Origin of the sequence: Flavicella sediminum (assembly GCF_006381105.1) — a bacterium.
GTDB lineage: Bacteria > Bacteroidota > Bacteroidia > Flavobacteriales > Flavobacteriaceae > Flavicella > Flavicella sediminum.
Map to the genome: position 1 here is coordinate 48,483 of NZ_VDET01000008.1, position 25,117 is coordinate 73,599.

Below are 25,117 nucleotides of genomic sequence, written 5' to 3' on the forward strand. Positions count from 1 at the left end.
ATAATTTATATCGAAGCTGATTAATAGTTATGTCTAATTTTGAAGTCATTAGAAAACAGGCCCTCAAAATCGGGATATATCTTTCAAAAAAAAATGTTCGTCTTTTACAACATTCGTAATTATACTCGTTTTTTCAATATTTAAATTAATGCAGCTCAATATTTATGCATATTGAATAAAATATGAACAAAAAAGAGAAGGGATTGAACTATTTACAACCGCTTTGAAATGAATAGTTATGCTAATTTTGAAAATATCTTTATGAAGAATTATATAAAAATGAATACAAAATTCTGTTTTCTAATTTTATTGGAATCTTCGAAAATTATATTAACCAATTTAAATCATTATTATGAAATTAAAATTATTTTCGCTGTTCGTAGCAACTAGTTTGTTATCAAGTATTGAAGCTAGTGCTCAAATTTCTTATTTTATCGACTTTGGAAATGCCACTGTTGAAACAAGTTATATATCAGTTACAGATGATACAGACTATACTGTAGATGCTCTTGGATATGGTTGGCAATCTGGTGATGTAGGACATACGAATGCTACAGACAATGGAATTGCAAATGGACAAACTGATTTAACACGTGACTTTTGTGCAGGAGGTCCTTATGGTATTTACTACCACGATGTCGAGCTTGATACTTACCAAGTAACAATGTATTTTTTAGACGTTGTAGATCGAAAAATAGGTCTTAATACTAGGCCAAATGGTGTACAGGCAGAACAATTTACCGATTACGAAATCCCTGCTAACACTCTAAAGACTAAAGTTTTTACAGTTAATACAGGTACTAATCCACAAATGCTATTTGGTTTTTTTAACAGAGCAGGAGATGGAGGACAATGGCTTTGTAACGGTATTGATATTGTACCTACCTCTACTTTATCTATTGAACAAGCGGTTGAAAAAGGATTTATGATGTATGATGTATTCGGAAAGCAAGAATTTAAAGTAAAGTTACCTTCTGGTAAAGGTACTTTAACTCTTTTTGATATTACAGGAAGAGTCGCTTTAACTGCTGATTTAAATACAGTAGACAATACAATTGATACTTCTTCTCTGGCATCAGCTATTTATGTTGCTAAAGTGGTTTCTGAAAAAGGACTTGTTACTAATAGAAAAGTTGCTTTAAGACAATAAAATAAATAAATATAATAGACAAAATGGTGTCTATTATATCTAAAAACCTAAATCAGTGTTATTTATATGAAAAATAGTAAAAAAAATAGAACTAAATATACTTCAATAGCTAGAAAGGAATCAAGTATAATGATATTAATTCTAACCCTTTTTTGTTGTCATAATTCTTTTGCTCAAAAAGGCAATGATCCAGCAAAAATGTCTTTTAAAGGTTTTATATGGCCTAATCATACACCTGGAGAATCCCCATTTGAGCAGTCTGATGATTTTAAAACACTATATTTTACAGGAAAAAATAGCGATTATTATGTTGGAGACACATTTTTTCCTACATGGGCTTCTAACGGCAATCTTTATTCTCCTTTTGCAGATGGTACTACAGATGGCGCAACTAGTTATTCTGCAGACCCAACTTCTTCAACAGGAAATGTTGTGATGATAGGAGATGATCCTCAATATTTAGAGATTAAGAATACTGCACGTCCTCAAAAGGCAAAAGCCTTTCCTTATGGTGGCCGCTACCCTGGTGGCAGCTTGGTTCATAATGGGATCTGGTATTATGGTACTTATTTGTTGGGGGTAACAAAAACAACTGTGGATGATGGTTACAGCTTTGGCTGGCCTATTTTAGGACCTATGCCAGGTTTTAGAACCTCTAAAGATTATGGAAAAACATGGACACCATCTCCTTTATCTCCTGAAAAACCACTCTTTCCAGAGCCTAAAGAAATATTTGATCCCGTAAAAATGGGAGCACCCCATTTTGTTGATTTTGGAAAAAATATGGAACATTCTCCAGATGGTAAAGCCTATATGGTAGGTATGGGAGCTGAAGAAAATGACCCAATGCCTCGATTTGCTAATTTAAGTTGGATAGCTGCAGATCAAGTGTATTTAACTAGGGTTACGCCATCTATTGAAACTATTAATGATATAAAAGCTTATGAGTTTTTTGCTGGGCATGACGCTAACGGGAAACCTAAATGGACAAATAATTTTGATGAAATTAAACCTTTGATAGAATGGAATAATCATATGGGATGTGTAACCATGACTTACAATGCGCCACTAAAAAAATACTTTATGTGCGTTACAGATGGCTGGAGATCTCGTTCAAACATGGACTCTTATATATTAGAATCCGATGCTATCACTGGCCCATGGAAAATGGTTACCTACATGAAAGAATTTGGTACTCAAGGCTATTTTTTAAATTTCCCATCTAAGTTTATTAGTGATGATGGTAAAACGATGTGGCTTAGTTATTCTGGAAATTATGGAGCACATAGGAAATTGCCTCGTAACCCACCACATGGAAGATATGGCATGGGGTTATATGAAGTGAAATTATTAGGAGATGAGAAGCAACAATTTGAAGCTACACAAGCGTGGGAAGATTCAAAAAACATTGCTGGAAAAGCAACAATTACTGCTAGTTCTACATTAAAAAACACCTCAACAAGTACGTTAAATAATGGTAAAGTTTGTCAACATAAAAATAACATTACTGATCATTGGATATCTAATGAAGAAGAAGAAGCTTGGATAAAACTTAGTTGGGATAAACCTCAAATTATAAATGCGGTTAGGTTATTTAATTGTGAAAATAAAGAAGATTTAGAAAAATTTGGTAAGATACTGTTAAGCAATGGTCGAGAAATCCCTATCAGATGTCCGCTTCCTAATTCAGAATTAGATGGATTAGATATTTTTTGGGGAAGAAAGGAAAAGGTAGATTGGATTAAGATTATTTTTGATCGCAGTAAACCTAAATCAGCCAGTTTTAGCCTTTCGGAAATAGCTGTTTTTAACGCTGAATAGAAATTTCAATACTCTAATCGCATTATTTATGAGTGGTTTGTACAGGGTGTCTTAAATAAAGGTACTTGAGAAACAGCAGCCAACTGAAAAGTATAATTATACTATAAAAGGATCAGAATTTTAAAAATTCTGATCCTTTTTGTGTTTTTAGTTATGCTATCACAACAACAGACTTTATCTCTTAGTGTATATAGTTCAATTTATCATTTCCATATCTGCAATGATATCTTGCTGAAAGTTCTTTATAAACTCCAGTTCTTCAATTCGTTCCTTTAATTTTTTAATTTGGTCTAGTTTGCTCATACCTGTGTTTTGTTGTTGCAAAGTACAGTGATTTTTTAACCAATAGGAACAGTAGATCTAGAAATATTAAATTTTTTGGTTGCTAAGTTAACCGAGGTCTGTCCATTTAGAATTTGGTCAATGACGAATAATTTGTACTGAAAAGTAAATTTTTCCTAGTTCTTTTTTTGACAGGGTTGATTTTGTTTTGTGTCCAAAGTATTGCTAAAAGTGTTTAATTTTTAGTCAACCTATTTTTAGGAAATTTCAGCAGGAGGTCAATTAGCATCAACGCTTGTTGTTAGAGGCTACGATGAGACTCGTCCCAATTTTAAAATTTTAATGGTTCCTGTAATTTCTATGATTGAGAATTATAAACATCAAGGATCTTGTAATCAATTATTAGGTAAAAAACCATCAAAACAGGCTATGCACTACTACTCAAATAGCTTGCATGTGTCTTCTAAAACACCGAAATCTTTTGTAATTGCAAACAATGATGATAGAGTAGTATCCTCTTTAAATGCAATGAATTACGTAGCGGCATTAAGGAGAAATAACGTGTTTTCAGAGTTTCATCTTTTTCCGAAAGGAGGGCATGTAGGATTGTTATATAGTACACATCCGTATAAAAATCAAGCTCTAGGTTTACGCAAAAAATGGATGAATACCTATGTTAAATAAAATCAAAAAAACAACTAGGAATCGAGTTTTTCTATAAAATAAAAGTCTTCTAAAAGTAATTTTTTTAGAAGACTTTTTTATGCCTATTGTTTTTCTGATGTTAGAATTCTTAATTTTTTGACTAAAACGGGATAAGCATCATCATTTTTTAATTTAATAGAGTTTCTTTTTCTTAGTACCTGAAGAGATATTTAGCAGATTTATACTTACTTATTTTTAACGAAAATAGGTTAGGAATTGTTGTTTTTACAAGGGGTGAACAATTTGTCCCCATAAAATGAAAGCTGTGACGACGCCACTTGTCTTTAGATGAGGTAGTTTTAACTTTTTAAAAATGAACATCCAGTTCGTTAAGAAGTATGAAAAACATTTGAATATGAAAGTACAAGCTTGGTCTGAAAAAGTAATGATCCCAACTTACGATGTTGGCGCTGCAGAAAAAAATCCAATATTTTTAGAAAAAAGAATTTATCAAGGTAGTAGTGGAAAGGTCTATCCTTTTCCTGTTGTAGAAAAAATAAGTGACACGAAAGTCGATAAAGAATGGCTTGCTTGTTATCTTGAGAACGATTTTGTTAAAATAATGATTCTGCCAGAATTGGGAGGTCGTGTTCAGATGGCATATGATAAAATTAAAAAACGTCATTTTGTATATTATAATGAGGTTATAAAACCTGCACTTGTGGGGTTAACAGGACCATGGATTTCAGGAGGAATAGAGTTTAACTGGCCGCAACATCATCGCCCTAGTACATATAGTCCTGTAGATTTTAGTATAGAGGAACATGCCGACGGAAGTAAAACTGTTTGGTGTAATGAAATTGAGCGTATGTCTAGAACCAAAGGGATGGCAGGTTTTCGATTGTATCCAGACAAAGCTTATTTAGAAATTAACGCCAAATTATACAATAGAACATCGCAACCGCAAACCTTTTTATGGTGGGCAAATCCAGCAGTTGCTGTTAATGATGAATACCAATCTGTTTTTCCTCCAGATGTAAATGCAGTTTTCGATCATGGAAAACGAGATGTTTCGGAGTTTCCAATAGCAAAAGGAACCTATTATAAGTTTGATTATTCACCAGGGACCGATATTTCAAGGTATAAGAATATTCCAGTGCCTACATCTTATATGGCTATAAAATCTGATTATAATTTTGTGGGTGGTTTTGAACACGATTCTAATGGAGGATTGTTGCACGTAGCTAATCACCATATATCACCAGGTAAAAAGCAATGGACATGGGGAGACGGTGATTTTGGGAAGGCGTGGGATAGAAATTTAACCGATAAAAACGGACCATATATAGAATTAATGTGTGGTGTATATACGGACAATCAACCCGATTTTTCTTGGTTAATGCCTTATGAACAAAAAGCTTTTACACAATATTTTATGCCTTACCAAGATATTGGTCTTGTGAAGAACGCATCAAAAGACGCTATGTTAAATGTCGAGTTTGTTGATGATAAATTGAGAATAAAAGCATATGCAACAGGCGTATACCCTAATACTACTATCAAAATAACAAATCAAGAAAAAGTTGTTTCAGAAGAACAATTCGGATTTAAACCAGGGATCAGTTATACGAATGAGATTGAGATAGATGAAAAATTAAAGCAATCTGATTATGAAGTAGCACTTGTTTCAGAAGCAGGAACGGTATTAATAGATTGGAAAGTAGCTGAAGAAAATAATAGGGAAATACCAGAAGCAGCAAAGGCAGCAAAGGATCCTCAAGATATTGAAACGAATGAAGAACTGTATTTAAATGGTCAGCATTTAGAACAGTATAGGCATGCGACTTATAGTCCTATTCCTTATTATGAAGAAGCTTTAAAAAGAGATCCGAAAGATATACGTTGTAATAACGCATTAGGATTGTTACTGTTGAGAAATGGTGATTTTGAAAAAGCAGAAGCACACTTTTTAAAAGCGCATAAGAGACAACTCGAACGCAATCCGAATCCATATGATGGAGAGCCATTGTTTAATTTAGGGCTAGCTTTGCGTTACCAAGGAAAAACAGATGAAGCTTATGATGCTTTTTATAAATCAGTTTGGAGTGCTGCGTTCATGGATGCAGGTTATTTTCAGGTTGCTTTAATTGATGTTAAAAGAGGGAATTGGGAATCAGCTCTGGATACGACTGATAGGTCCTTAATTCGCAATTGGCACAATCATAAAGCAAGGCATTTAAAAGCAATAGTTTTAAGGAATTTAGGGAAAATAACAGAGGCTAAAATCTTAATTGAAGAATCTATTGCAATTGATCAATTTAATTACGGAATGTATTTTGAAAAATTTCTTTTAGGAGATGTAAATGCAAAAGATACTTTAACATCTTTAAGTAGAGGTGATATTCAAAATTTCATTGAAATATCATTAGATTATGCAGATGCTGGTTTGTACCAAGAAGCTGTTGAACTTATTGATTTAGGAATCAATTTACAAAAATCGGTATATCCTATGGCGCAGTATTTTAAAGCCAATTTCTTAATGCTATTGGGAAATAGTACCGCCGCTAAATTAGTCATTCGTCAAGCAGAAAATTGTAAATCTGATTATTGTTTTCCTAATAGATTAGAGGCCATATCGGCTTTAAATAACGCAATAGAATTACTACCTAATTGTTCTAAAGCTCCTTATTATTTAGGAAATCTATATTACAATTCAAAACGTTATGAAGATGCCATTAGTTGTTGGGAATTTTCGGTTTCGAATGATGCAAGTTTTGCAACTGTGCATAGAAATTTAGCCTTGGCTTATTTTAATAAATCTTCAAATGTTGAAAAAGCTAAAGAATCAATGGAAACTGCTTTTGCTTTAGATAAAGAGGATGCACGAGTTTTTATGGAATTAGATCAGTTTTATAAAAAGCAGAATAAGTCAACAGCGTTTAGAATGTCGTTTTATAAAGAAAATAAAAAGTTAATTGCTAAACGTGATGATTTGTATATTGAATGGGTATATCTAAATATTTTAGAACAAAATTTCGAAGATGCATATACACTTATAAGCGAAAGGGTTTTTCATCCATGGGAAGGTGGAGAAGGAAAAGTAACTACAGCTTATGTAACAGCATTATTGGGACTCGCACAAATAGCTTTTAAAGATGAAAACTATGATGAAGCGGTTCGTTTCTTGGAAGCTTCAAAATTATTTCCACACAATTTAGGAGAAGGAAAATTAGACGGAGCACAAGAAAATGAAATAGATTACTGGCTCGGTTGTGCTTATAATAAATTAGGAGATGATCAGAAAGCTCTTCAATTTTGGGGTAAGGCTTCTGAAGGATTAAGTGATCCGGCAATTGCTTGGTTTTATAATGATCAACAACCAGATACTATTTATTATCAAGGATTGGCATTACTAAAATTAGGTAGAGATGAGGAAGCAAATACCCGGTTTGAAAAGCTTATTAACTTTGGGGAAACTCATTTAAATGATTCTATTAGAGTTGACTATTTCGCAGTTTCATTACCTGATTTAATGGTGTGGGAAGAAGACTTAAACCAAAAAAATAAAGTGCATTGCTATTACATGATGGGACTTGGCTATAAAGGTAAAAACGACGAAAAAGCTGACGAATGTTTCGAGGCTCTTTTTAGGCTTGAGCAACATCATTTAGGTGGGATACGTAATAAAAGTAATGAATTACAGGTGATTAGGTAGTTCCTAAACTAAAGTTTAAAGATTTAAAACAAAAAAATATGTCGTATTTAAAAATTGGGCTAAAAGTATCATTTATAGTTTTATTTAGTTTTGTTCTGTTTAGCTGCCAAACTAGTATGTCAAATAAATTTAATTTAGAAAAAACGCTTGTAAAAACAGAAGCACAATTAAATTATCAATGCGAAGTAGTTGATAAATTCAATAAGAATGAACTATTACCTAGGTCGATTGATAAAAATGAGGTAGTTATGGTACCGTCAAATGATTGGACGAGTGGTTTTTTTCCTGGAGAATTGTGGATGATGTTTGAGTTAACAGGTGATGCTAAATGGAAAGAAAGAGCGATTAAATATACTGAATACCTAGAAAATGAACAATTTAATGAAAGTACACATGATGTTGGATTTATGATGTATTGTAGTTATGGAAATGGGTATCAAATTACGGGCAATCAGAAGTACAAAGCGATTCTTATACAAACAGCTAAGTCTTTAGCTAGCCGCTATAACTCTAAAGTAAAAAGTATACGTTCTTGGGATCATAGTGAAGATTTGTATACATTTCCCGTAATTATAGACAATATGATGAATATGGAACTGTTGCTTTGGGCAAGTAAAGAAACAGGCGATCCTTATTATAAAAATATTGCGATAAATCATACAAATACAACGCTAAAAAACCATTTTAGATCTGATAATTCTTCGTATCACGTTGTAGATTATTCATCTGAAACAGGTGAGGTTATAAAAAAAGTAACCAACCAAGGATATGCTGATGAAACAGCTTGGGCTCGTGGTCAAGCATGGGGTTTATACGGTTTTACAGTTATGTTTAGAGCGACTAAAGATGAAGCTTATTTAGATCAGGCAGAACGTATTGCTGAATTTATATTAACACATAAAAATATGCCAGAGGATAAAATACCTTATTGGGATTTTGATGCTCCAAAATTACCAAATGAACCTAGAGATGCTTCTGCAGCTGCTATTATAGCATCAGGTTTGTTAGAGCTTGGAGGTTATTCGAAGAATGGAAAAGAGTATTTAGATGCTGCAAACACTATTTTGAAGTCCTTATCAAGTAAGGATTATCTAAATAAAAAAGGAACAGCATTTGGCTTTTTATTAGCTCACTCTACGGGTAATTGGCCTAGAAATTCGGAAATTGATGAGCCAATTGTTTACGCAGATTATTATTATTTAGAAGCGTTAAATAGAAAGAAAAGACTAAATGCTATGTTGTATTAAATAATTACTAATGAAAAATAAAACTTTAAATAGTATGTTTAAAAAGAGCATTTTTGTTATTGCTACTTTGTTAGTGTTGCCTGTGGTTGGACAAAAAATTCCTAAAGGTGCATGGCAGTCTTCCAAAGTTTACTACAAAAAAGAGAAGTTAGCGTACGTGTCAGATAAGAAAGGGAATAGGATTCCTGACTTTAGTTATTCTGGTTATAAAAATAGTGAGATTCTAATTCCTAATATTCCTGTTGTTTATTCAATAAAACCTATTGCAGGAGACAATACAAAACATATTCAAGCCGCAATTGATAAGGTAGGTGCCATGCCACTAGATAAAAATGGATCTAGAGGAGCCTTGGTATTAAAAGCAGGGAATTATGATGTACATGGTACCTTGTTTTTAAAGTACAGTGGTATTGTTCTTAGAGGTGAAGGAGATGGAGTTGATACTTCTAAAAACACAGTCATTAAGGCAATTGGAAATACACCAGAAAATAGAACAATACTAATAGCTGGAGGTAATAAAAATCATGAATTAGATGATGATTGGGTTTGGGGGACACGTAGTTATATAACTAGTGATTTTGTTCCGGTAGGTGCTCATACATTTGAAGTTGATAATCCTTCAATTTATGAAGTAGGTGATAATATAATTATCAATCATCCTTGTACTAAAAAATGGATCGATGCTAATAATGGTGGGGTAGAAAATGATAAAACCAAATTTTGGCATGAAGGAGAACTGCCTATTCTTTATAATCGATACATAAAAAAAATTGAAGGCAATACAATTACAATTGACGCACCTGTTTTTAATCATTTAGATAAAAAGTTAGCGCAAAGTTTTATTTATAAATACAATAGAAAAGGCTTGTTAACAAATATTGGTATTGAAAAATTAAGGATTGATATTCAAACTTTAGGAAGAACAGATATAAAAAATCATGCAGAAAACGCGATTGTTCTGCGTCAAATAGAAGATTCATGGGTTAGAGATTGTACAACATTGCATTTTTGGAAATCAGGAATTTTGACACAAACAGCTTTCAGAATTTCTGTAATAAACAGCAAAGCGTTGGAACCTTATGGAGTTGTTACAGGAGGACAGCGTTATAATTTTAATGCTTCTACCTTTTCTCAACAAATATTGTTTTATCAATGTAAAGCCTCAGACGCTCGTCATGGTTATGTGTCAAACGGTAGGTCTTCGGTTTCTGGTATAGCAGTTGTGGAAAGCACTTGTTTAAGATCTTATACTGCAAGTGAAGGTCACCAAAAATGGAGTCAAGGCATGTTGTTTGATAATTTAACAGAAGCAGAAACTAGAGTTGAGACTGAAGGAGGAAACCGTGTTATGGGTTTCTATAATAGAGGAAATTGGGCTAATGGTCATGGCTGGTCAGCAGCTCATTCTGTATTGTGGAATTGTAATGCAAATGGAAAAGTAATTACTTTACAAAAACCCCCTACAGCTCAAAATTATGCTATTGGTTGTTTTGGTAAGGTTTCAGGAAATGGTCCTTTTGAAGGTCCAACAGGATTTATTGAAGGAACTAATAAAAAAGGTCTGTATCCTCAGTCTTTATTCAAGGCTCAATTTAAAGATCGTACGCATCAAGAATTTAAAGTACTTCCATAGCAATTATAATTAGACTAAAAGAAATAAACTAAATATTTAGTATGAAAAAAATAGTGATTACAACGATTGTCATTTTAACTCAGTTGGTGCTAAAAGCACAGCAGCCACAGTATAAGGCTAATTGGGAATCTTTGTCTAAACATACAAGTGCACCAGAATGGTTGGTGGATGCGAAATTAGGAATATATTTTCATTGGGGGCCTTACAGTGTCCCCGCCTACAGCAATGAGTGGTACGCTTGGTATTTGTATAAATCAGATAACAACCATGTCATTCAACATCATAAAAAAACATATGGAGATCCTAAAGAATTTAATTATCACGATTTTATTCCCAAGTTTACGGCAGAACATTTTGACGCCAAAAACTGGGCTAAATTGTTTAAAAATGCAGGAGCGCGCTTTGCAGGGCCTGTAGCACAGCATCATGACGGTTTTGCAATGTGGGACAGTAAAGTTAATCCATGGAATTCAAAAGATAAAGGTCCAAAAAAAGATATTACAGGAGCTCTATTGTCTGAATTAAAAAAAGAAGGATTAAAAACGATTACTACTTTTCATCATGCTAGAAATTTGCAACGAAATGCTGATAATCCAGAAGAATGGGAAGGTTTTACAAGTCATTTTGCCTACAATCCAAAATATGTAACATCTACTACAGATCCTGAGTTAAGAAAATTGTATGGAAACATGCCGGCTGATGAATTTCATGAGTATTGGTATGCCCAATTAAAAGAAGTTATTGATCAATATTCTCCAGATATTATTTGGTTTGATTCATGGTTAAATATGATACCAGAAGAACATCGAACTGCATTTGCTGCCTATTATTTAAATGAAGCAAAGAAAAAAAATCAAGAAGTTGCTATTGTTTCTAAACAAAATGATTTGCCTAGAAATTTAAGTATTTTGGATATTGAACAAGGAGGGAAAAAGGATGTTTCAGAATCTGTTTGGATGACTGATATAACTATAAGTATGGGGTCTTGGTGTTTTACAGAGAATTTAAAATACAAGTCGGCAGGTTTAGTACTTCGTAATATGATTGATGTTTGGAGTAAAAATGGGATTGTATTATTAAATCTTTCGCCACGAAAAGATGGAGTTATTCCTCAAGAACAACGAGAGGTTGTGTTAGAAGTTGGGGCCTGGTTGAAAAAATATGGAGAGGCAGTTTACAATACACGGCCATATCAAATTTATGGGTTTGGTAGAGCTAAAGAGTCTGATGGTCATTTTGGCGGTCAGTCTGCCGTCAACGAATACAATGCAAGCGATATTCGTTTCACTAGATCTAAAGATAAGAAAACGGTTTATGTATTCTTTTTAGGAAAGCCTAAAGCAGGTGATGTTATTGGGTTAAGAGCTCTTGGTCCACATCGTTATCCTTTATATTCTAAATTAAAACGAGTAACGTTATTGGGCAGTCAAGTGGAGGCCAAATTTAAAGTCGATTCAGACAATGTTTTTCTGACGATTCCTGATGCCGAGATGAATGATTTGACGACTGTTTTTAAGTTTGAACTAGAGTAAAAATTTATGAAAATTCAAATTTTAAAAAGGCCTATTCTTGTTTTATTGGGATTTTTTTTCTTTTTACTTAATTCTTGTAAAACGGAAAGTGATTCTAGGTATAAAATAAAAAAAGAAGTTGTAAAAACTTTTACAGAGGATGGTGCTTGGTGTTGGTTTTCTGATCCTAGAGCTATTTATGTACATGGTGATTTAAAAGGAATTCAAACAGGTTGGGTAAAATCAAACGGTTCAATAGAAACAGGTTTTTTAGACCTAAATGGTGTTATTAAAAAGCAAGTTTTAGCAGAGGAATTAGATAAAGATGATCATGCTAATCCTAGTTTTGTGGAACTATCTAATGGTAACACTGCGGTATTTTATACCAAGCATTTTGATAATATCGTACGGTATCATTCTAGAGAAATGAAACCAAACGCTAGTACAGATACTTTGTTTAGTAATCTAGTTAGAATAGATCCCTTCGATGTTTTAGAATTAGAAAAATTCCCTTTAAACAGAACCACATATGCCAATCCGTTTGTTTTAAAAGAAGAGGAAGGTGCCTTGTTTTGCTTTGGAAGATGGACTGGATTTAAGCCAAATATGATGTGGTCATTTGACAATGGAGAAACTTTTTCAAAATCTAGAGTACTTATCACAAATTACCCTTTCGATCCAGAAAATAGACCTTATGTAAAATATTATTCAGATGGAAAGTCTAAAATACACATGGTATTTACCGATGGGCACCCAAGAAATGAACCTCTTAACTCTGTTTATTACGCCTATTATGAAAAGGGTGCTTTTTGGAGAGTAGACGGCTCTAAAATATGTACGATAGAGAATTTACCGTTTGAACCTAAGGATGCCTCTGTTGTTTATAAAGCAGATGAAAATAATGGACGGAGTTGGGTTTATGATGTAGCCTCAGATATTAGTGGAAATCCTATAATAGCATACGCTAGGTATCCCAATGAGGAAAATCATATATATCAGTATGCCAAATACGATGGAAACGAATGGTTAGATGTTACAATTTGTAATTCTGGTAAATGGTTTGGGAATACACCTGAAAATCAAAGAGAGTTAGAGCCGCATTATTCAGGAGGAATGACAATAAACCCTTTTAATACAAATGTAATTTATACTTCGGAGACCATTTTTGGAGTTTTTGAAATTGTTCGCTACAAGTTTAACAAACAGGGAGCTATTGTGAAAAGAGAACTAATTACAAATAATTCAAAAAAAGACAATGTTCGACCATTTATCCCTAGAAATTATAAGAAAGGCGATCCTGAAGTTGTACTGTGGATGGAAAATGACAACTATATTCATTATACAAATTATAAATCAGCAATAAAGTTTTATAGGTACCAATAGTTAGCCCTTTTAATTAAGTGAAAGAATCGAATTTGAAAAACATTAAAATAAATAGAATATGATAAAATTAGAAAAACTCAATTTAAAATATATATTGATGATTTCCACGATTTCAGCACTAGGAGGTTTGCTTTTTGGTTATGATTGGGTGGTTATTGGAGGCGCTAAACCATTTTACGAACGTTATTTTAATATTTCAGACATTCCAGCTTTACAAGGGTGGGCAATGGGAAGTGCTTTAATCGGTTGTATTTTTGGAGCTATGGTTGCTGGAAAGATTACTGAACGTTTCGGTCGAAAAAAACCTTTAGGGTTAGCAGCTTTATTATTTTTAGTATCGGCTGGTGGTACTGGTTGGTTTAATGATTTTGATTTGTTTATTGTTTTTAGAATAATTGGAGGTTTTGGTATTGGCTTGGCTTCTACTATTTCTCCTTTATACATTGCTGAAGTTGCTCCATCAAATTATAGGGGGCGTTTGGTATCTCTTAATCAATTGGCTATTGTAATAGGAATATTGGCTGCGCAAGTAATTAATTTTTTAATTGCAGATCCAGTTACAGAAGGTATGTCTACTATCGAAATGGTAAACTCTTGGAATGGTCAAACAGGATGGAGATGGATGTTTTGGGCAGAATTAGTGCCAGCTACTTTGTTTTTTGTACTTATTTTTTGTATTCCTGAAAGTCCACGTTGGTTGTCTAGTAACAATCAAGTAGAAGCTTCAAAAAAAATATTAGCAATTATTGGAGGTAATGATTATGCAGAAAAGGTGCAAAATCAAATAGGGTTAGCTTTAAAGGATACGGTAGAAAAAGTAAGTTTAAAAAAGTTGTTTACGGGTAAAAATCGAAAACTTGTTTTTATAGGGATAATCTTAGCATTTATTCAACAATGGTGTGGTATTAATGTGGTATTTAATTATGCTGAAGAAATTTTTGCCAATGCTGGTTATGGAGTTAGTGATGCGTTGTTTAATATTATTTTAACAGGTGTCGTTAATTTAGTATTTACCTTATTGGCCATGCAGGTTATAGATAAATGGGGAAGAAAAAAACTATGGCTTTTAGGATCTTTAGGTTTAATGATACTGTATATTTTGATAGGTTTGTTTTACTTTTTCGAATTGAAAGGTTTTGTACTTGTAGTGTTGGTTGTAATAGCGATTGCAATTTATGCACTAACCTTAGCTCCTGTGTTTTGGGTTTTGGTATCTGAGATTTTTCCAAACAGAATACGAGGCGCAGCACTTTCGTTAACAACTACAGCTTTATGGATAGCATGTTTTATGTTAACCTACAGTTTTCCTTCCTTAAATAATATTCTTGGAGCCTTTGGTACGTTTTGGGTGTATAGTGGAATTTGCTTAGTGAGTTTTCTTTATGTGAAATTTAAAATACCAGAGACTAAGAATAAAACCTTGGAAGAATTAGAAGATATTTTTGATAAATAATATTACATACTAGTAAAATAACAATGCATATAAAAAATCTATAACTACCTGTTGGGTATGTGCGAATATTTTGTACTTATGGGAACTTGTTGTTTTATAAAATGTGATATGTTACTGAAAAATTTATATAATAAAATCAATTAGTCAGTTAAAAGCGGATATCAAAAAGAGAACCACGAAAATAACAATATGGTAAGCATAGCTTCTTTGTCTAAAGTAGACGAATTACTTACAGGACAAATAAAATTTATTGTTTAAGTTTACGCTGTTTTTAAAAAATATAACATGAGTCAAAATTTTAATATTCCCGTAGAAAAAAGTTACAATGCAAAAGACACTCGTTATGATAAAATGAGTTATCGTAGGTGTGGTCATAGTGGACTGCTATTACCTGCACTTTCGTTAGGACTTTGGCACAACTTCAGTTTTACAGATGATTTTGAAAATGCGAGAGACATTTTGCAAACGGCCTTTGATCATGGAATTACTCATTTCGATTTAGCTAATAATTATGGACCTCCGTATGGTGGTGCAGAAGCTAATTTTGGGAAAATATTTGAAAAAGATTTCAAAGCCTATAGAGATGAATTGATTATTTCAACAAAAGCAGGCTATGATATGTGGCCGGGACCTTATGGGAATTTTGGATCCAAAAAATATTTAATTTCTAGTTTAGATCAGAGTCTAAAAAGAATGGGCTTAGACTATGTTGATATTTTTTACCACCATAGGCCAGATCCAGATACGCCTTTAGAAGAGACCATGGGAGCCTTAGCGCAAATTGTACGTCAAGGAAAAGCGTTGTATGTAGGTTTGTCAAACTATCAAGCTCCGGAAGCAGCAAAGGCATTTAAAATTCTTGAAGATTTAGGCGTACCTTGTTTAATTCATCAACCACGTTATAATATGTTAGATCGTTGGGTTGAGGATGGTTTGCTAGATACTTTAGAGGATAGTGGTGTTGGATCTATCGTGTTTTCACCTTTACGTCAAGGAGTATTGACGAATAAATACCTAAATGGTTTTCCAGAAGATTCCAGAGCTGTTAAAGATGGACGCTATTTAAAAACCGATCAAATTAAGGAAACACTTGATCAGGTAAGAGCTTTAAATGAAATAGCCCTTGAAAGAGGTCAGACTTTAGCGCAAATGGCCATTGCTTGGTTGTTAAAAGATAAAAGGATAACCTCTGTATTGGTGGGGGCTAGTAGAAGTTCACAATTGCTAGATTCTATAAAAGCACTAGATTGCCAAGAGTTTGATGCAGCGACATTAGAAAGCATAGAAGAAATTTTAAAATAAGTCAATTTATTAAATACTTGAATGGCTGATTAGCTTAGTTATTTGAAGTTTTATTTTCATAAAAAAAGCCTCTCAACAAATTGTTGAGAGGCTTTTTTTGATCTATGGTCCACAAATAAATCATGCAGAAGCTGATAATCTGTAGCACTAATAAATAGAGCCTTCTTAAGAGACAGGACAATACAGGATGGCTTTGAATCTGCTTATCTATAAATTATACCCTATAATTTATAAAGAAAAAAATGAGGCCTAATTTGTTGATTAAATTTATTTTATTGTTAGCAGTATGTCTGTTTAACTGTAGCATTCCCAAACAGAAGATTGCTGTAAAAAAGACAGATGTAATTGAAGAATTAAAGAAAGGATTTAAAGCGCCTTCTAAAAAATATTACCCTGAAACTTGGTTTCACCTCAATGGAAATAATATTAGTAAAGAAGGCTTAACCTTAGATCTTGAAGCCATAAAATATGCAGGACTTCAGGGAATTCATCTTTTTAATAAAAATGGACGTCCGTATCCTGGTGTCGATCCTATTAAAATTCTATCTCCAGAATGGGAAGACATGATTCGGCATGCAGCCGATGAATGTGAACGTTTGGGGTTGAAATTTACCATGCAAAATTGTCCGGGCTGGTCTATGGCAGGTGGGCCTTGGGTTCCAGTAGCAGAAGCGCAACGTGAAATGGTAGAAACAGTGTATAGGTTTACAGGAGGGAAAAAGCAGGAAAAAACGTTACAATTAGATCCATTGTACCATACTCCAGATTACGATTATAAAGACATTCAGCTTTTGGCTTTTCCTACGCCAGAAGGAGATGATGCTGAACCCTTGAATCCTATAGCAATAGAAACAAATAATTCTTTGGTTCCTTGGAAAGCTATCTTTAATCCCGATTCAAAAATTAAAGTTACGCGTACTAAAACACAGTTGGATAAACCTTTAGAAGCCTATAGAGCTCAAGGGATTTCAAAAGTTAACAAGAAAGATACTTGGGTGAAAACTAAATTTCAACTCCCGGTTACATTACGCACTATTATTTTGCCTCAGTCTCGTCATATAATTATGGGCAAAGAATATCCTAAGGTAGATGTTGCTATTAAAGTGGAGGCGCTTATAGAAGGAAGGTTTGTTGAAATAACAACGGTAAATCTACCAGATGCAAATTGGAATGATCGTCGAAAACACCTAACGTTGGCAATACCTGAAACAACTGCTACTGCCTTTGTTTTTACTTTTAAAGGTATGCATAGCATTGCGCCAGAATTTATCCGTTTAAGTTCAAAATCAAAATTACATAACCACGAAGCCAAGGCAGCAAAAGTATTAAGGCGTCTTGAAAAAGAGGTAGCGTATCAGTATTCGAAAAATTCTATAGTGAAAGGAAATTCGATCGTTTATTTAAATGATAAAATGACTTCGAAGGGAAGGCTAAATTGGGAAATTCCTGAAGGAAATTGGACTGTAGTTCGCTTTGGTCATATCAATATGCTACTTACAAATAAACCTGCGGTGCCCGAAGCTACGGGTTGGGAATCGAGTAAGTTAGATAAAATGGCCATAGAAAATCATTTACGAAATGGAATGATTGGAAACCTGATGAAAGAGGGTGGGCCAATTGGCAATGGAAAATTACATGGATTATTAATTGATAGTTGGGAAAGTCATGTCCCTACTTGGACGATGAATTCTAACGCAATGTTTCAAGAATTTAAACAACGTCGGGGTTACGATTTAAAAAAGTATTTACCGGCTACCATGGGGTATATTGTCGATAGTCCTGAAATTACGACCAAATTTTTACGAGATTTACGTCAGACTATGGACGATCTATTTATCGAAAACTTCTTCCAGCATTTTGCCACCATAGCGCATGAAATGGGAGCAGAGGTTTATACGGAAGGAGCAGGAGGAGAGGTTTTACCTATAGATCCTATGCGTTATTATGGTGTAAGTGATATTCCCATGACCGAGTTTTGGTATCCTAAGGCACCTTCAAGTCAAAATGAATTTGCCAAACCTATTTTATCCGCTGCCTCTGCTACACATTTATACAACAAGCCTGTTTTAGCCGCTGAAGCCTGTACACAATTAGGAGTCAAGTGGAATGAGCATCCATTTAGCGTAAAGTATTTGATAGATTACAATTTCACAAAAGGGGTCAACCATTTGGTTTTTCATACCTTTTCTCATACACCTCAAACCAATGTATATCCTGGCTCAAGTTTTGGAGGGAATATTGGTTTTCCTTTTGTAAGAGGTCAAACATGGTGGAAATACATGCCCGATTGGATGAGGTATTTAGCACGTAATCAATATATGTTACAGCAAGGAGAATATGCCGCTGATGTGCTTTGGTATTATGGAGATCATTTTGACCGACCTCCGTTTGATTTGAATGATTTTCCAAAAGGTTATCGTTATGATTATTTAAATGAAGAAATTTTACAAGAAAAAATTGCAATAAAAAACGGGAAAATACATGTTAAAGATGGTGGTGATTATCGTGTTATTCTTTTAAGAGATTCCAAAGACATGTTGTTGTCAACAGCTGAAAAATTGAAAGAATTAGTCGAAAATGGAGCCGTGATTGTTGGAGAGAAACCAATAGATTCTCCTAGTTTAATGGACGATGATCATGATTTGAAAAAACTTATGGTAATTTCTAATGAGTTATGGGGGCGTACTGAAAGCGGAGTAAGACAAGTAGGCAAAGGAAAAGTATATTGGGGAAAATCTATAAAAGAAGTATTGGAGGCTGAAAAAGTAGAAGGAGATGTATTGGTTCCAAATGGTGCCGATATAAATTGGATTCATCGAAAAACCAAAGAAGCGGATCTCTATTTTGTATCGACAAAAAGTAAAGAACCCATTGCTGTTTCGTTAAGTTTTCGAGTTGAAAATACCTGTCCTCAGTTTTGGGATGCTTTTACGGGGCTGTCGCAAGATGCGATGGTATGGAGTAAAGAAAAAGGAAGAACAAATGTAGCTGTTTCCTTAGAAGCTAGTGGAAGTGCGATTCTGGTTTTCCCGAAGGGGGCTAAAGAGCCTTTTTGTTCAAAAGTTGTTTTTGGAAATCAAACTATTCTTAGCTCAGAAAAAGGCTGGTACAGACAACAAAGCGAAGAGGAATTTACTCGTCTTAGCTTCAAAGATAAAAAAATAAATACCTCAAAGTCTGGAATATATACCTTGTTTAAAAATGGCAAAGAAAAAAAGCTAGACCTTGTAGTTGATAAAATTGCACTTCAAAATAATTGGAAAGCGGAATTTGAAAAAGGTTGGGATACTCCAAGTTTCATTGAGGTTCCTAAATTAATGTCTCTTACAAATTTCAAAAATGAAGCCGTTAGACATTACTCGGGAACCGTAAGTTATACCAAAAATATTGTTGTAGAAAATATAGCAAAAAGGAGCACTATTGATCTTGGTCAAGTTGAAAATATAGCAGAATTATTTTGTAATGGGAAAAAAGTTGGTGTTCGTTGGGCATCACCCTATATTTTTGAGTTGTCTGATTATCTTAGAAAAGGCGATAATTTATTGGAAGTTAAAGTCACAAATACTTGGAGAAACCAATTGATTTACGATCATACTCGAGCCAAAGATCAAAAGAAAACATGGACTACCAATGGACCTAAAAAAGGTGAAAGCAAATTAGAAAAATCAGGATTGATAGGACCTGTTGTTTTGAATATGATTGAACAGAATTAATAAAAGGAAAGAATGAATGGCATGAAAAAAGGTTCTACTATTTTAGTAGAACCTTTTTTAAACTAGTATCATTTTGTAGCCCGTAAAAAGGATTTTTAAATTGAGAGGAACTAAACTCTTTCAATAGGTTTGTCTTTTATTTCTTCATAAAACTGCGCATTGACTACTTGAACATAGGGCGCTAAAAATAAGAAGCCAATACCCAAAGTGAAAATACACAATATTGCCAAACCAAAAATTCTTAACAGGATTCCTGCATATTTCATTTTATAGCCATACATCATATCTTGACTTTTTTGAAGTACTTCACGTGGAGCTAAATCAGGATTTTCTGCTAAAATATAAAAGGTCATTGCGTAAGAAATAGCAGCGATTATTCCAGGTATAATTAATAAAAGTGTCCAAAGAAGTATAAATAAAAGCATTAATAAATAAGTAACCAATGCGTTCCCGAAATTGTGAAAGCCTTCGAATATTTGTTCAAAACGAGTTTCTTCTTTTCTAACAATGGATAAAGCAAAAATGGCAATTCCTAAAGCTAGGGGGCCACTAATTAAAATAGAGCCTACGGAAGCCAATGGCGCTTTTTCTGCAATGACTTGAATGGCTGCTGAAATACAAAAGATGACTAGGTAAGTTCCTACTGCAATTCCCCATTTCCCAGTTAGGGAATCTTTGGCATCTTGCATAATTTCGTTGGTGGTTTTCATAAAAATATGTTTTTGGGTTGTTGAATTAATTTTTTAGAGTTCGTAGGATTTACTTGCGTCTAATTTTACAAATATAAAAAGTAAAATGGTGAATCCCCAAAGTCCTGAGCCTCCATAACTAAAAAAGGGTAGCGGTATTCCAATGGTAGGAAATAATCCAATCACCATTCCGATATTAATCAAATAGTGGAAAAAGAAAACGGTGGCAATTCCATAACCATATACACGGCTAAAAGCAGTTTTTTGACGTTCTGCAAGTTGAATGATTCTTAATACAAATACGGTAAATAGAATTACGAGTAAAGAAGTTCCCATAAATCCCCATTCTTCTCCAATGGTACTAAAAATATAATCGGTGTGCTGTTCAGGTACAAAATTTCCTTGCGTTCTATCGCCTTGTAAAAAACCTTTTCCAGAAAATCCACCTGATTTAATGGTAAGCACGGATTGATCGGTATTGTAACCGATTCCTCGTGTATCGTTATTTTTTCCTAGTAATATATTAAATCGATCTCGGTGTCGTTGTTCAAAAATATTATTGTAGACATAATCGACACTAAAAATAAACAAACCAACAATGGCAAAAAGACTGAAAATTTTACTCCAATGAAATTTCAATGAAATTTTCCTGTAAAATTGGACATATAAAACAAAAAGAACGATGAGTAAATAGGAAAAAAACAAGATGCTGTTGAAACCAAAAGCAAGGGTTAAAATAAATAAAATTATGGCAGCTAGTCCTATGGCGATATAATAAATAGGAAGCCCTTCTCGGTATAATACAAAAAAGAAAGAAGTATAAATTAAAGCAGAACCTGGATCAGGTTGTAGGGTAATCAATACCGCTGGAAAAAAAATGATGATAAATGCCTTAATTTGATTTTTTACCAGTTGTAAATCGTATTGTTTGTCGCTTAACAATTTGGACAAAGCCAATACGGTAGCGAATTTAGCAAATTCAGAAGGCTGTAAACTGGTGGCACCCAAATCGTACCAGGAGGTGGCTCCATTAATTTTTTTACCAAAAACAAATAGCAAGGCTAGCGATAATAATGAGCCAATATAAATAAAGGATGAAAATTTTTCATAGGTCTTTCCATCAATAAATAAAATAGCAATAATAAGGATAAAGCTTAAGCCTATCCAAAGCATTTGTTTTCCGTATTTAGTTGTGAAATCAAATAAATGTTGCTCTTCATCTCCTACAGAAGCTGCATAGATATTCATCCAGCCAAAAAGCACTAGCAATAGGTAGAGTACAACTAGTGTAAAATCGACACCATAAAATATGTTATTCTTCTGTATTCTCACTTTTGGTTTGCATTATTTTTAGTTGTCTGTTGTAAACGTCTTCTAAACTGGTTTCAAACATGCGTTGTTCGTACCATTTATTGGTTGTTTTTCCAGTTAAATATTTTTCAATCATCAAGCTTGTTATGGGAGCAGCAATGGTAGATCCATAGCCTCCGTTTTCAATATAAACAGCAATGGCAATTTTCGGATTTTTTTTAGGGGCAAAAGCCACAAATATGGAATGGTCTTCAAATTGAATTTTTTGATCATTTACACGAACAAAATTTTCTGCTGTTCCTGTTTTTCCGCATATTTCAATATTTTTTAAGCGCACATGCTTTGCTGTACCCGATTTAAATACATCATGCATTCCTTCAATGACAGGTGTAAAATGTTTTTTATCAATGGTAGTGTTGTGTACCGTGGTATATAAGCTATCCGTAATATGTACGCCATTCTGTTTTTTTAGGATGTGTGGTGTATAATAATGTCCTCTGTTGGCAATTGCAGCCGTCATATTGGCAAGTTGAATAGGAGTGGTTAGTATTTGTCCTTGACCAATGGCATTTGAAATGGTGTAGGTTGCTCTCCATCGACCATCAGGATACCAATGGTTGTACAAGGCTGCATCTGGAATAAGTCCTCTTTTTCCTTGCGGTAAATCATAGCCTAAAAATTCTCCCAAGCCAAAACTTTTTACATGTTTGCTCCAAGCATTCATCCCTTCGGAAGCAGTAGGATATTTTTCTATGATACGTCTATAAACGTTTGAAAAGTAGCTGTTACAGGATTTAGCAATACCTCGCTGTAATTTGATAGGCATATTATAGATGTTACAGTGACAGCCCATAAAAGCACTTTCACCAGCACCATAACGATAGCCATGAAAACATCTAAAAGGTGTTTCAGGAGTAATAACTTCTTCTTGTAAACCCACTAAACCTTGAATCATTTTAAATGGTGATCCAGGCGCATATTGTGCCAACAAACTTCTGTCGTACATGGGTTTGTTAATGGTGTCTCCAAAAAACTGAACAGAGTATTTAGATCGGAGTCGACCTACCATATAATTAGGATTGTAGCTTGGTGCTGTGATCAATGCTAGAATTTCACCTGTAGCGGGTTCAATGGCTACAATTCCTCCACGTTTTCCTTGTAAAAGTTGTTCTCCGTATTGTTGGAGCTCGCTGTCTATGGTCAAAGTTAAATCTTGTCCGGCAATAGGTAAAGTGTCGTAGATGCTATTTTTGTAGGGACCGGTTATTTTATTAAATCGATCGCGCTGCATGTATTTTACACCTTTTACACCTCTTAATTGTTTTTCGTATTGTTTTTCAATACCTGTGGTTCCTATCAATTCTCCAGCCTGGTAATAAGGATTTTTTCTTGCCGTTTCATCGTTTACTTCATTTACATAGCCTAAAATATTGGCAGCAGAATTTAAAGGGTAATATCGTAAAGATTTTTTGACAATATAAAACCCAATATACTTGTGCATTTTTTCTTGCAAATAGGCATAGTTTTCTTTAGAAATATGTGCTAGAAATACAGAAGGTAGTCGTGGGGACCAATGTCTTGCTTTTTCGTATCTTTTTTTAAATGACTCTTTGTCGATTCCAATTAGTTGGCAAAATTCTAAGGTGTCTAAAGGCTGTACTTCTTTGGGGATAACCATTAAGTTGTACGATTGCTTATCAGTAACTAATAAAACATTATTTCGATCTAAAATATAGCCGCGTTCAGGGTAGTCATAAATTCTTTTTACGGTAGAACTTTGCAGGGAATTTGTATTGTGTTCCTGATTCACCACTTGTAGAAAAAACAGTTTGGCAATAAAAATACCCGCTGTTAATAGGATAAAAAATGAAAGTAAGTATCCTCGTTTCACAAAGTGTAAGTTTAAAAATTAGACTGTTTTTTTCTTGGTAATAAGTACCAAACTTAAGATGCTTAAAATAATGGTAAAGATACTTGTCGTGAATGATTTATACAAGACGAGTGATAGGTTTTTAAAACTGAAATAATCTAAGTAGAATAGGATAAAATGATGTGCAAAGGTTAGGGTTGCTATGTAAATAAATATTTTAATAGACTGCTCGGAAGTCAATTTAAATAGTTTGTAATCGATGTCAAATTTGTTGAGGACTAATTTTAATACATAGAGCCTAATATAGGCTATAAATAGGGTTGCCGCTGCATTGATTCCTCCTGAATTTGAAAAGAAGTCGACACATAGCCCAAGTAAAAATGCTACGATAAGGAAATTAGTTCGCTTTTGTTCAAGCGGATATAGAAAGACAAATAAGATGTACAAGTTCGGATTGATGTACCCAAAAAAGTTGATATTATTTAAGACTAATACTTGCAAAAGCAAAAGAAAAATAAAGCGAATAGCTATGGATAGGGTATCTCTAGTCATTTTGGTTTTCTAATTTTTCAATTTCTTCTTTGTCGTTGTTTTTGATGACATGCACATAGCCCAAATTACTCATGTCTGTAAAAAGTTCAACTTCTATGTTTTCGTAATTTTTATTATTGATTTTAAAATCAGAAATACGACCGATAAGTATACCTTCTGGAAATAAAATTGATTTTCCTCCACTCACTATCGTGTCGCCAATTTGAATTGGTGCTTGTCGTTGTATATCTTGAAGTTGAGAATATCGATAATTTTTCCCGTTCCAATCTAAAGTTCCAAAGTAATGACTTCTTTTTAGTTTTACGTTTATTTTAGATTTGCTGTTTAAAATAGAAAGTACGGTAGCGTAATTGGAAGAAATATTATTGATGACTCCAATTATTCCGTGGCTTGTAATAACACCCATATCAATGCTTAAACCATCATTCGTACCTTTGTCAATGGTTAAAACATTGTTTCTTTTTTTGAAATTGTTACTGATGACTTTTGCCGTTATAAATTCATTGGTTTGTAAGGTAGAATCTAAGGGTATTGTGTGGATTTGTTCAGGTATGCTGGCCAATTGATTTCTGAGCAATGTGTTTTCTTCCGCCAATCGAAGATTTTCTTTTTTCAAAGTAGTGTATTCAAAAAAGGAATTAGAGGTTTCAAAAAAGCCGCCAGTTATGGCATTTGCAGAATTTATAAACTGACTTTTGTGGTACGATCTAGATTGAACGGTTAATAAAAACGCAAATACTTCTAGCAATATAAAAAGCAAGAAGTATTTGTATTTTTGAATAAAGTATGCAATATGCTGCATGTTCGTTAGGTGTTATTTATTTTCATGTCCCTTGGGTA

At 33.7% G+C, this 25,117-nt stretch carries 16 protein-coding genes; 11 read left to right on the forward strand and 5 right to left on the reverse strand.

The annotated features are described in order from the left end of the window. Positions 1 to 352 precede the first annotated feature (352 nt). The 11 genes from FGM02_RS10320 to FGM02_RS10375 all read left to right on the forward strand — a co-directional run bounded on the left by FGM02_RS10320 (position 353) and on the right by FGM02_RS10375 (position 19,855). Entirely contained in the window at positions 353 to 1,150 is a 798-nt protein-coding gene (locus FGM02_RS10320) for a T9SS type A sorting domain-containing protein (protein ID WP_139958304.1), read from the forward strand. A 66-nt stretch (positions 1,151 to 1,216) separates the two neighbouring features. Beyond that, on the forward strand, positions 1,217 to 2,971 hold the full coding sequence (locus tag FGM02_RS10325; protein WP_139958305.1) for a DUF4185 domain-containing protein: 1,755 nt from the start codon (positions 1,217 to 1,219) through the stop codon (positions 2,969 to 2,971). A 546-nt stretch (positions 2,972 to 3,517) separates the two neighbouring features. Further along, positions 3,518 to 3,937 carry an alpha/beta hydrolase gene (locus FGM02_RS10335; RefSeq protein WP_139958306.1) on the forward strand — a complete coding sequence of 140 codons (420 nt, stop codon included), beginning with the start codon at positions 3,518 to 3,520 and terminating at the stop codon, positions 3,935 to 3,937. Between the two features lie 334 nt (positions 3,938 to 4,271). Further along, positions 4,272 to 7,613 carry a DUF5107 domain-containing protein gene (locus FGM02_RS10340; protein WP_139958307.1) on the forward strand — a complete coding sequence of 1,114 codons (3,342 nt, stop codon included), beginning with the start codon at positions 4,272 to 4,274 and terminating at the stop codon, positions 7,611 to 7,613. Between the two features lie 116 nt (positions 7,614 to 7,729). Beyond that, positions 7,730 to 8,860: a glycoside hydrolase family 88 protein gene (locus FGM02_RS10345; protein ID WP_139958308.1), complete on the forward strand. Its 1,131-nt coding sequence runs from the start codon at positions 7,730 to 7,732 to the stop codon at positions 8,858 to 8,860. A 10-nt stretch (positions 8,861 to 8,870) separates the two neighbouring features. After that, positions 8,871 to 10,493, forward strand: a complete 1,623-nt coding sequence (locus FGM02_RS10350) for a peptidoglycan-binding protein (protein WP_139958309.1) — start codon at positions 8,871 to 8,873, stop codon at positions 10,491 to 10,493. Positions 10,494 to 10,534: 41 nt separating this feature from the next. Next, positions 10,535 to 12,025, forward strand: a complete 1,491-nt coding sequence (locus FGM02_RS10355; RefSeq protein ID WP_139958310.1) for an alpha-L-fucosidase — start codon at positions 10,535 to 10,537, stop codon at positions 12,023 to 12,025. 6 nt (positions 12,026 to 12,031) lie between these two features. Then, entirely contained in the window at positions 12,032 to 13,387 is a 1,356-nt protein-coding gene (locus tag FGM02_RS10360; RefSeq protein WP_139958311.1) for a BNR-4 repeat-containing protein, read from the forward strand. Between the two features lie 58 nt (positions 13,388 to 13,445). Next, a complete protein-coding gene (locus FGM02_RS10365) occupies positions 13,446 to 14,840 on the forward strand; it encodes a sugar porter family MFS transporter (protein ID WP_139958312.1) in 1,395 nt (464 codons plus the stop codon). A 285-nt stretch (positions 14,841 to 15,125) separates the two neighbouring features. Further along, positions 15,126 to 16,142 carry an L-glyceraldehyde 3-phosphate reductase gene (mgrA, locus tag FGM02_RS10370; protein WP_139958313.1) on the forward strand — a complete coding sequence of 339 codons (1,017 nt, stop codon included), beginning with the start codon at positions 15,126 to 15,128 and terminating at the stop codon, positions 16,140 to 16,142. A 242-nt stretch (positions 16,143 to 16,384) separates the two neighbouring features. Beyond that, entirely contained in the window at positions 16,385 to 19,855 is a 3,471-nt protein-coding gene (locus tag FGM02_RS10375; RefSeq protein ID WP_139958314.1) for a glycosyl hydrolase, read from the forward strand. 110 nt (positions 19,856 to 19,965) lie between these two features. On the opposite strand, the gene FGM02_RS10380 is transcribed toward FGM02_RS10375, so the two are convergent. Genes FGM02_RS10380 through mreC form a run of 5 tightly spaced genes read right to left on the reverse strand, consistent with a single transcriptional unit; the run spans position 19,966 to position 25,079 of the window. Next, a complete protein-coding gene (locus FGM02_RS10380) occupies positions 19,966 to 20,565 on the reverse strand; it encodes a DUF975 family protein (protein WP_139958315.1) in 600 nt (199 codons plus the stop codon). A gap of 33 nt (positions 20,566 to 20,598) precedes the next feature. Continuing rightward, entirely contained in the window at positions 20,599 to 21,876 is a 1,278-nt protein-coding gene (gene rodA, locus FGM02_RS10385; protein ID WP_139958316.1) for a rod shape-determining protein RodA, read from the reverse strand. Beyond that, the gene (gene mrdA, locus FGM02_RS10390; RefSeq protein ID WP_139958317.1) at positions 21,857 to 23,746 is read right to left on the reverse strand and encodes a penicillin-binding protein 2; all 1,890 of its coding nucleotides are present in this window, start codon (positions 23,744 to 23,746) and stop codon (positions 21,857 to 21,859) included. The genes rodA and mrdA overlap by 20 nt, the downstream gene beginning before the upstream one ends. A gap of 18 nt (positions 23,747 to 23,764) precedes the next feature. Beyond that, positions 23,765 to 24,277 (reverse strand): rod shape-determining protein MreD, encoded by a 513-nt coding sequence (gene mreD / locus FGM02_RS10395; RefSeq protein ID WP_139958318.1) that lies wholly within the window; start codon positions 24,275 to 24,277, stop codon positions 23,765 to 23,767. Continuing rightward, positions 24,270 to 25,079 carry a rod shape-determining protein MreC gene (gene mreC / locus FGM02_RS10400; RefSeq protein WP_139958319.1) on the reverse strand — a complete coding sequence of 270 codons (810 nt, stop codon included), beginning with the start codon at positions 25,077 to 25,079 and terminating at the stop codon, positions 24,270 to 24,272. Before mreC ends, mreD begins: the two co-directional genes overlap by 8 nt. Positions 25,080 to 25,117: the final 38 nt, after the last annotated feature.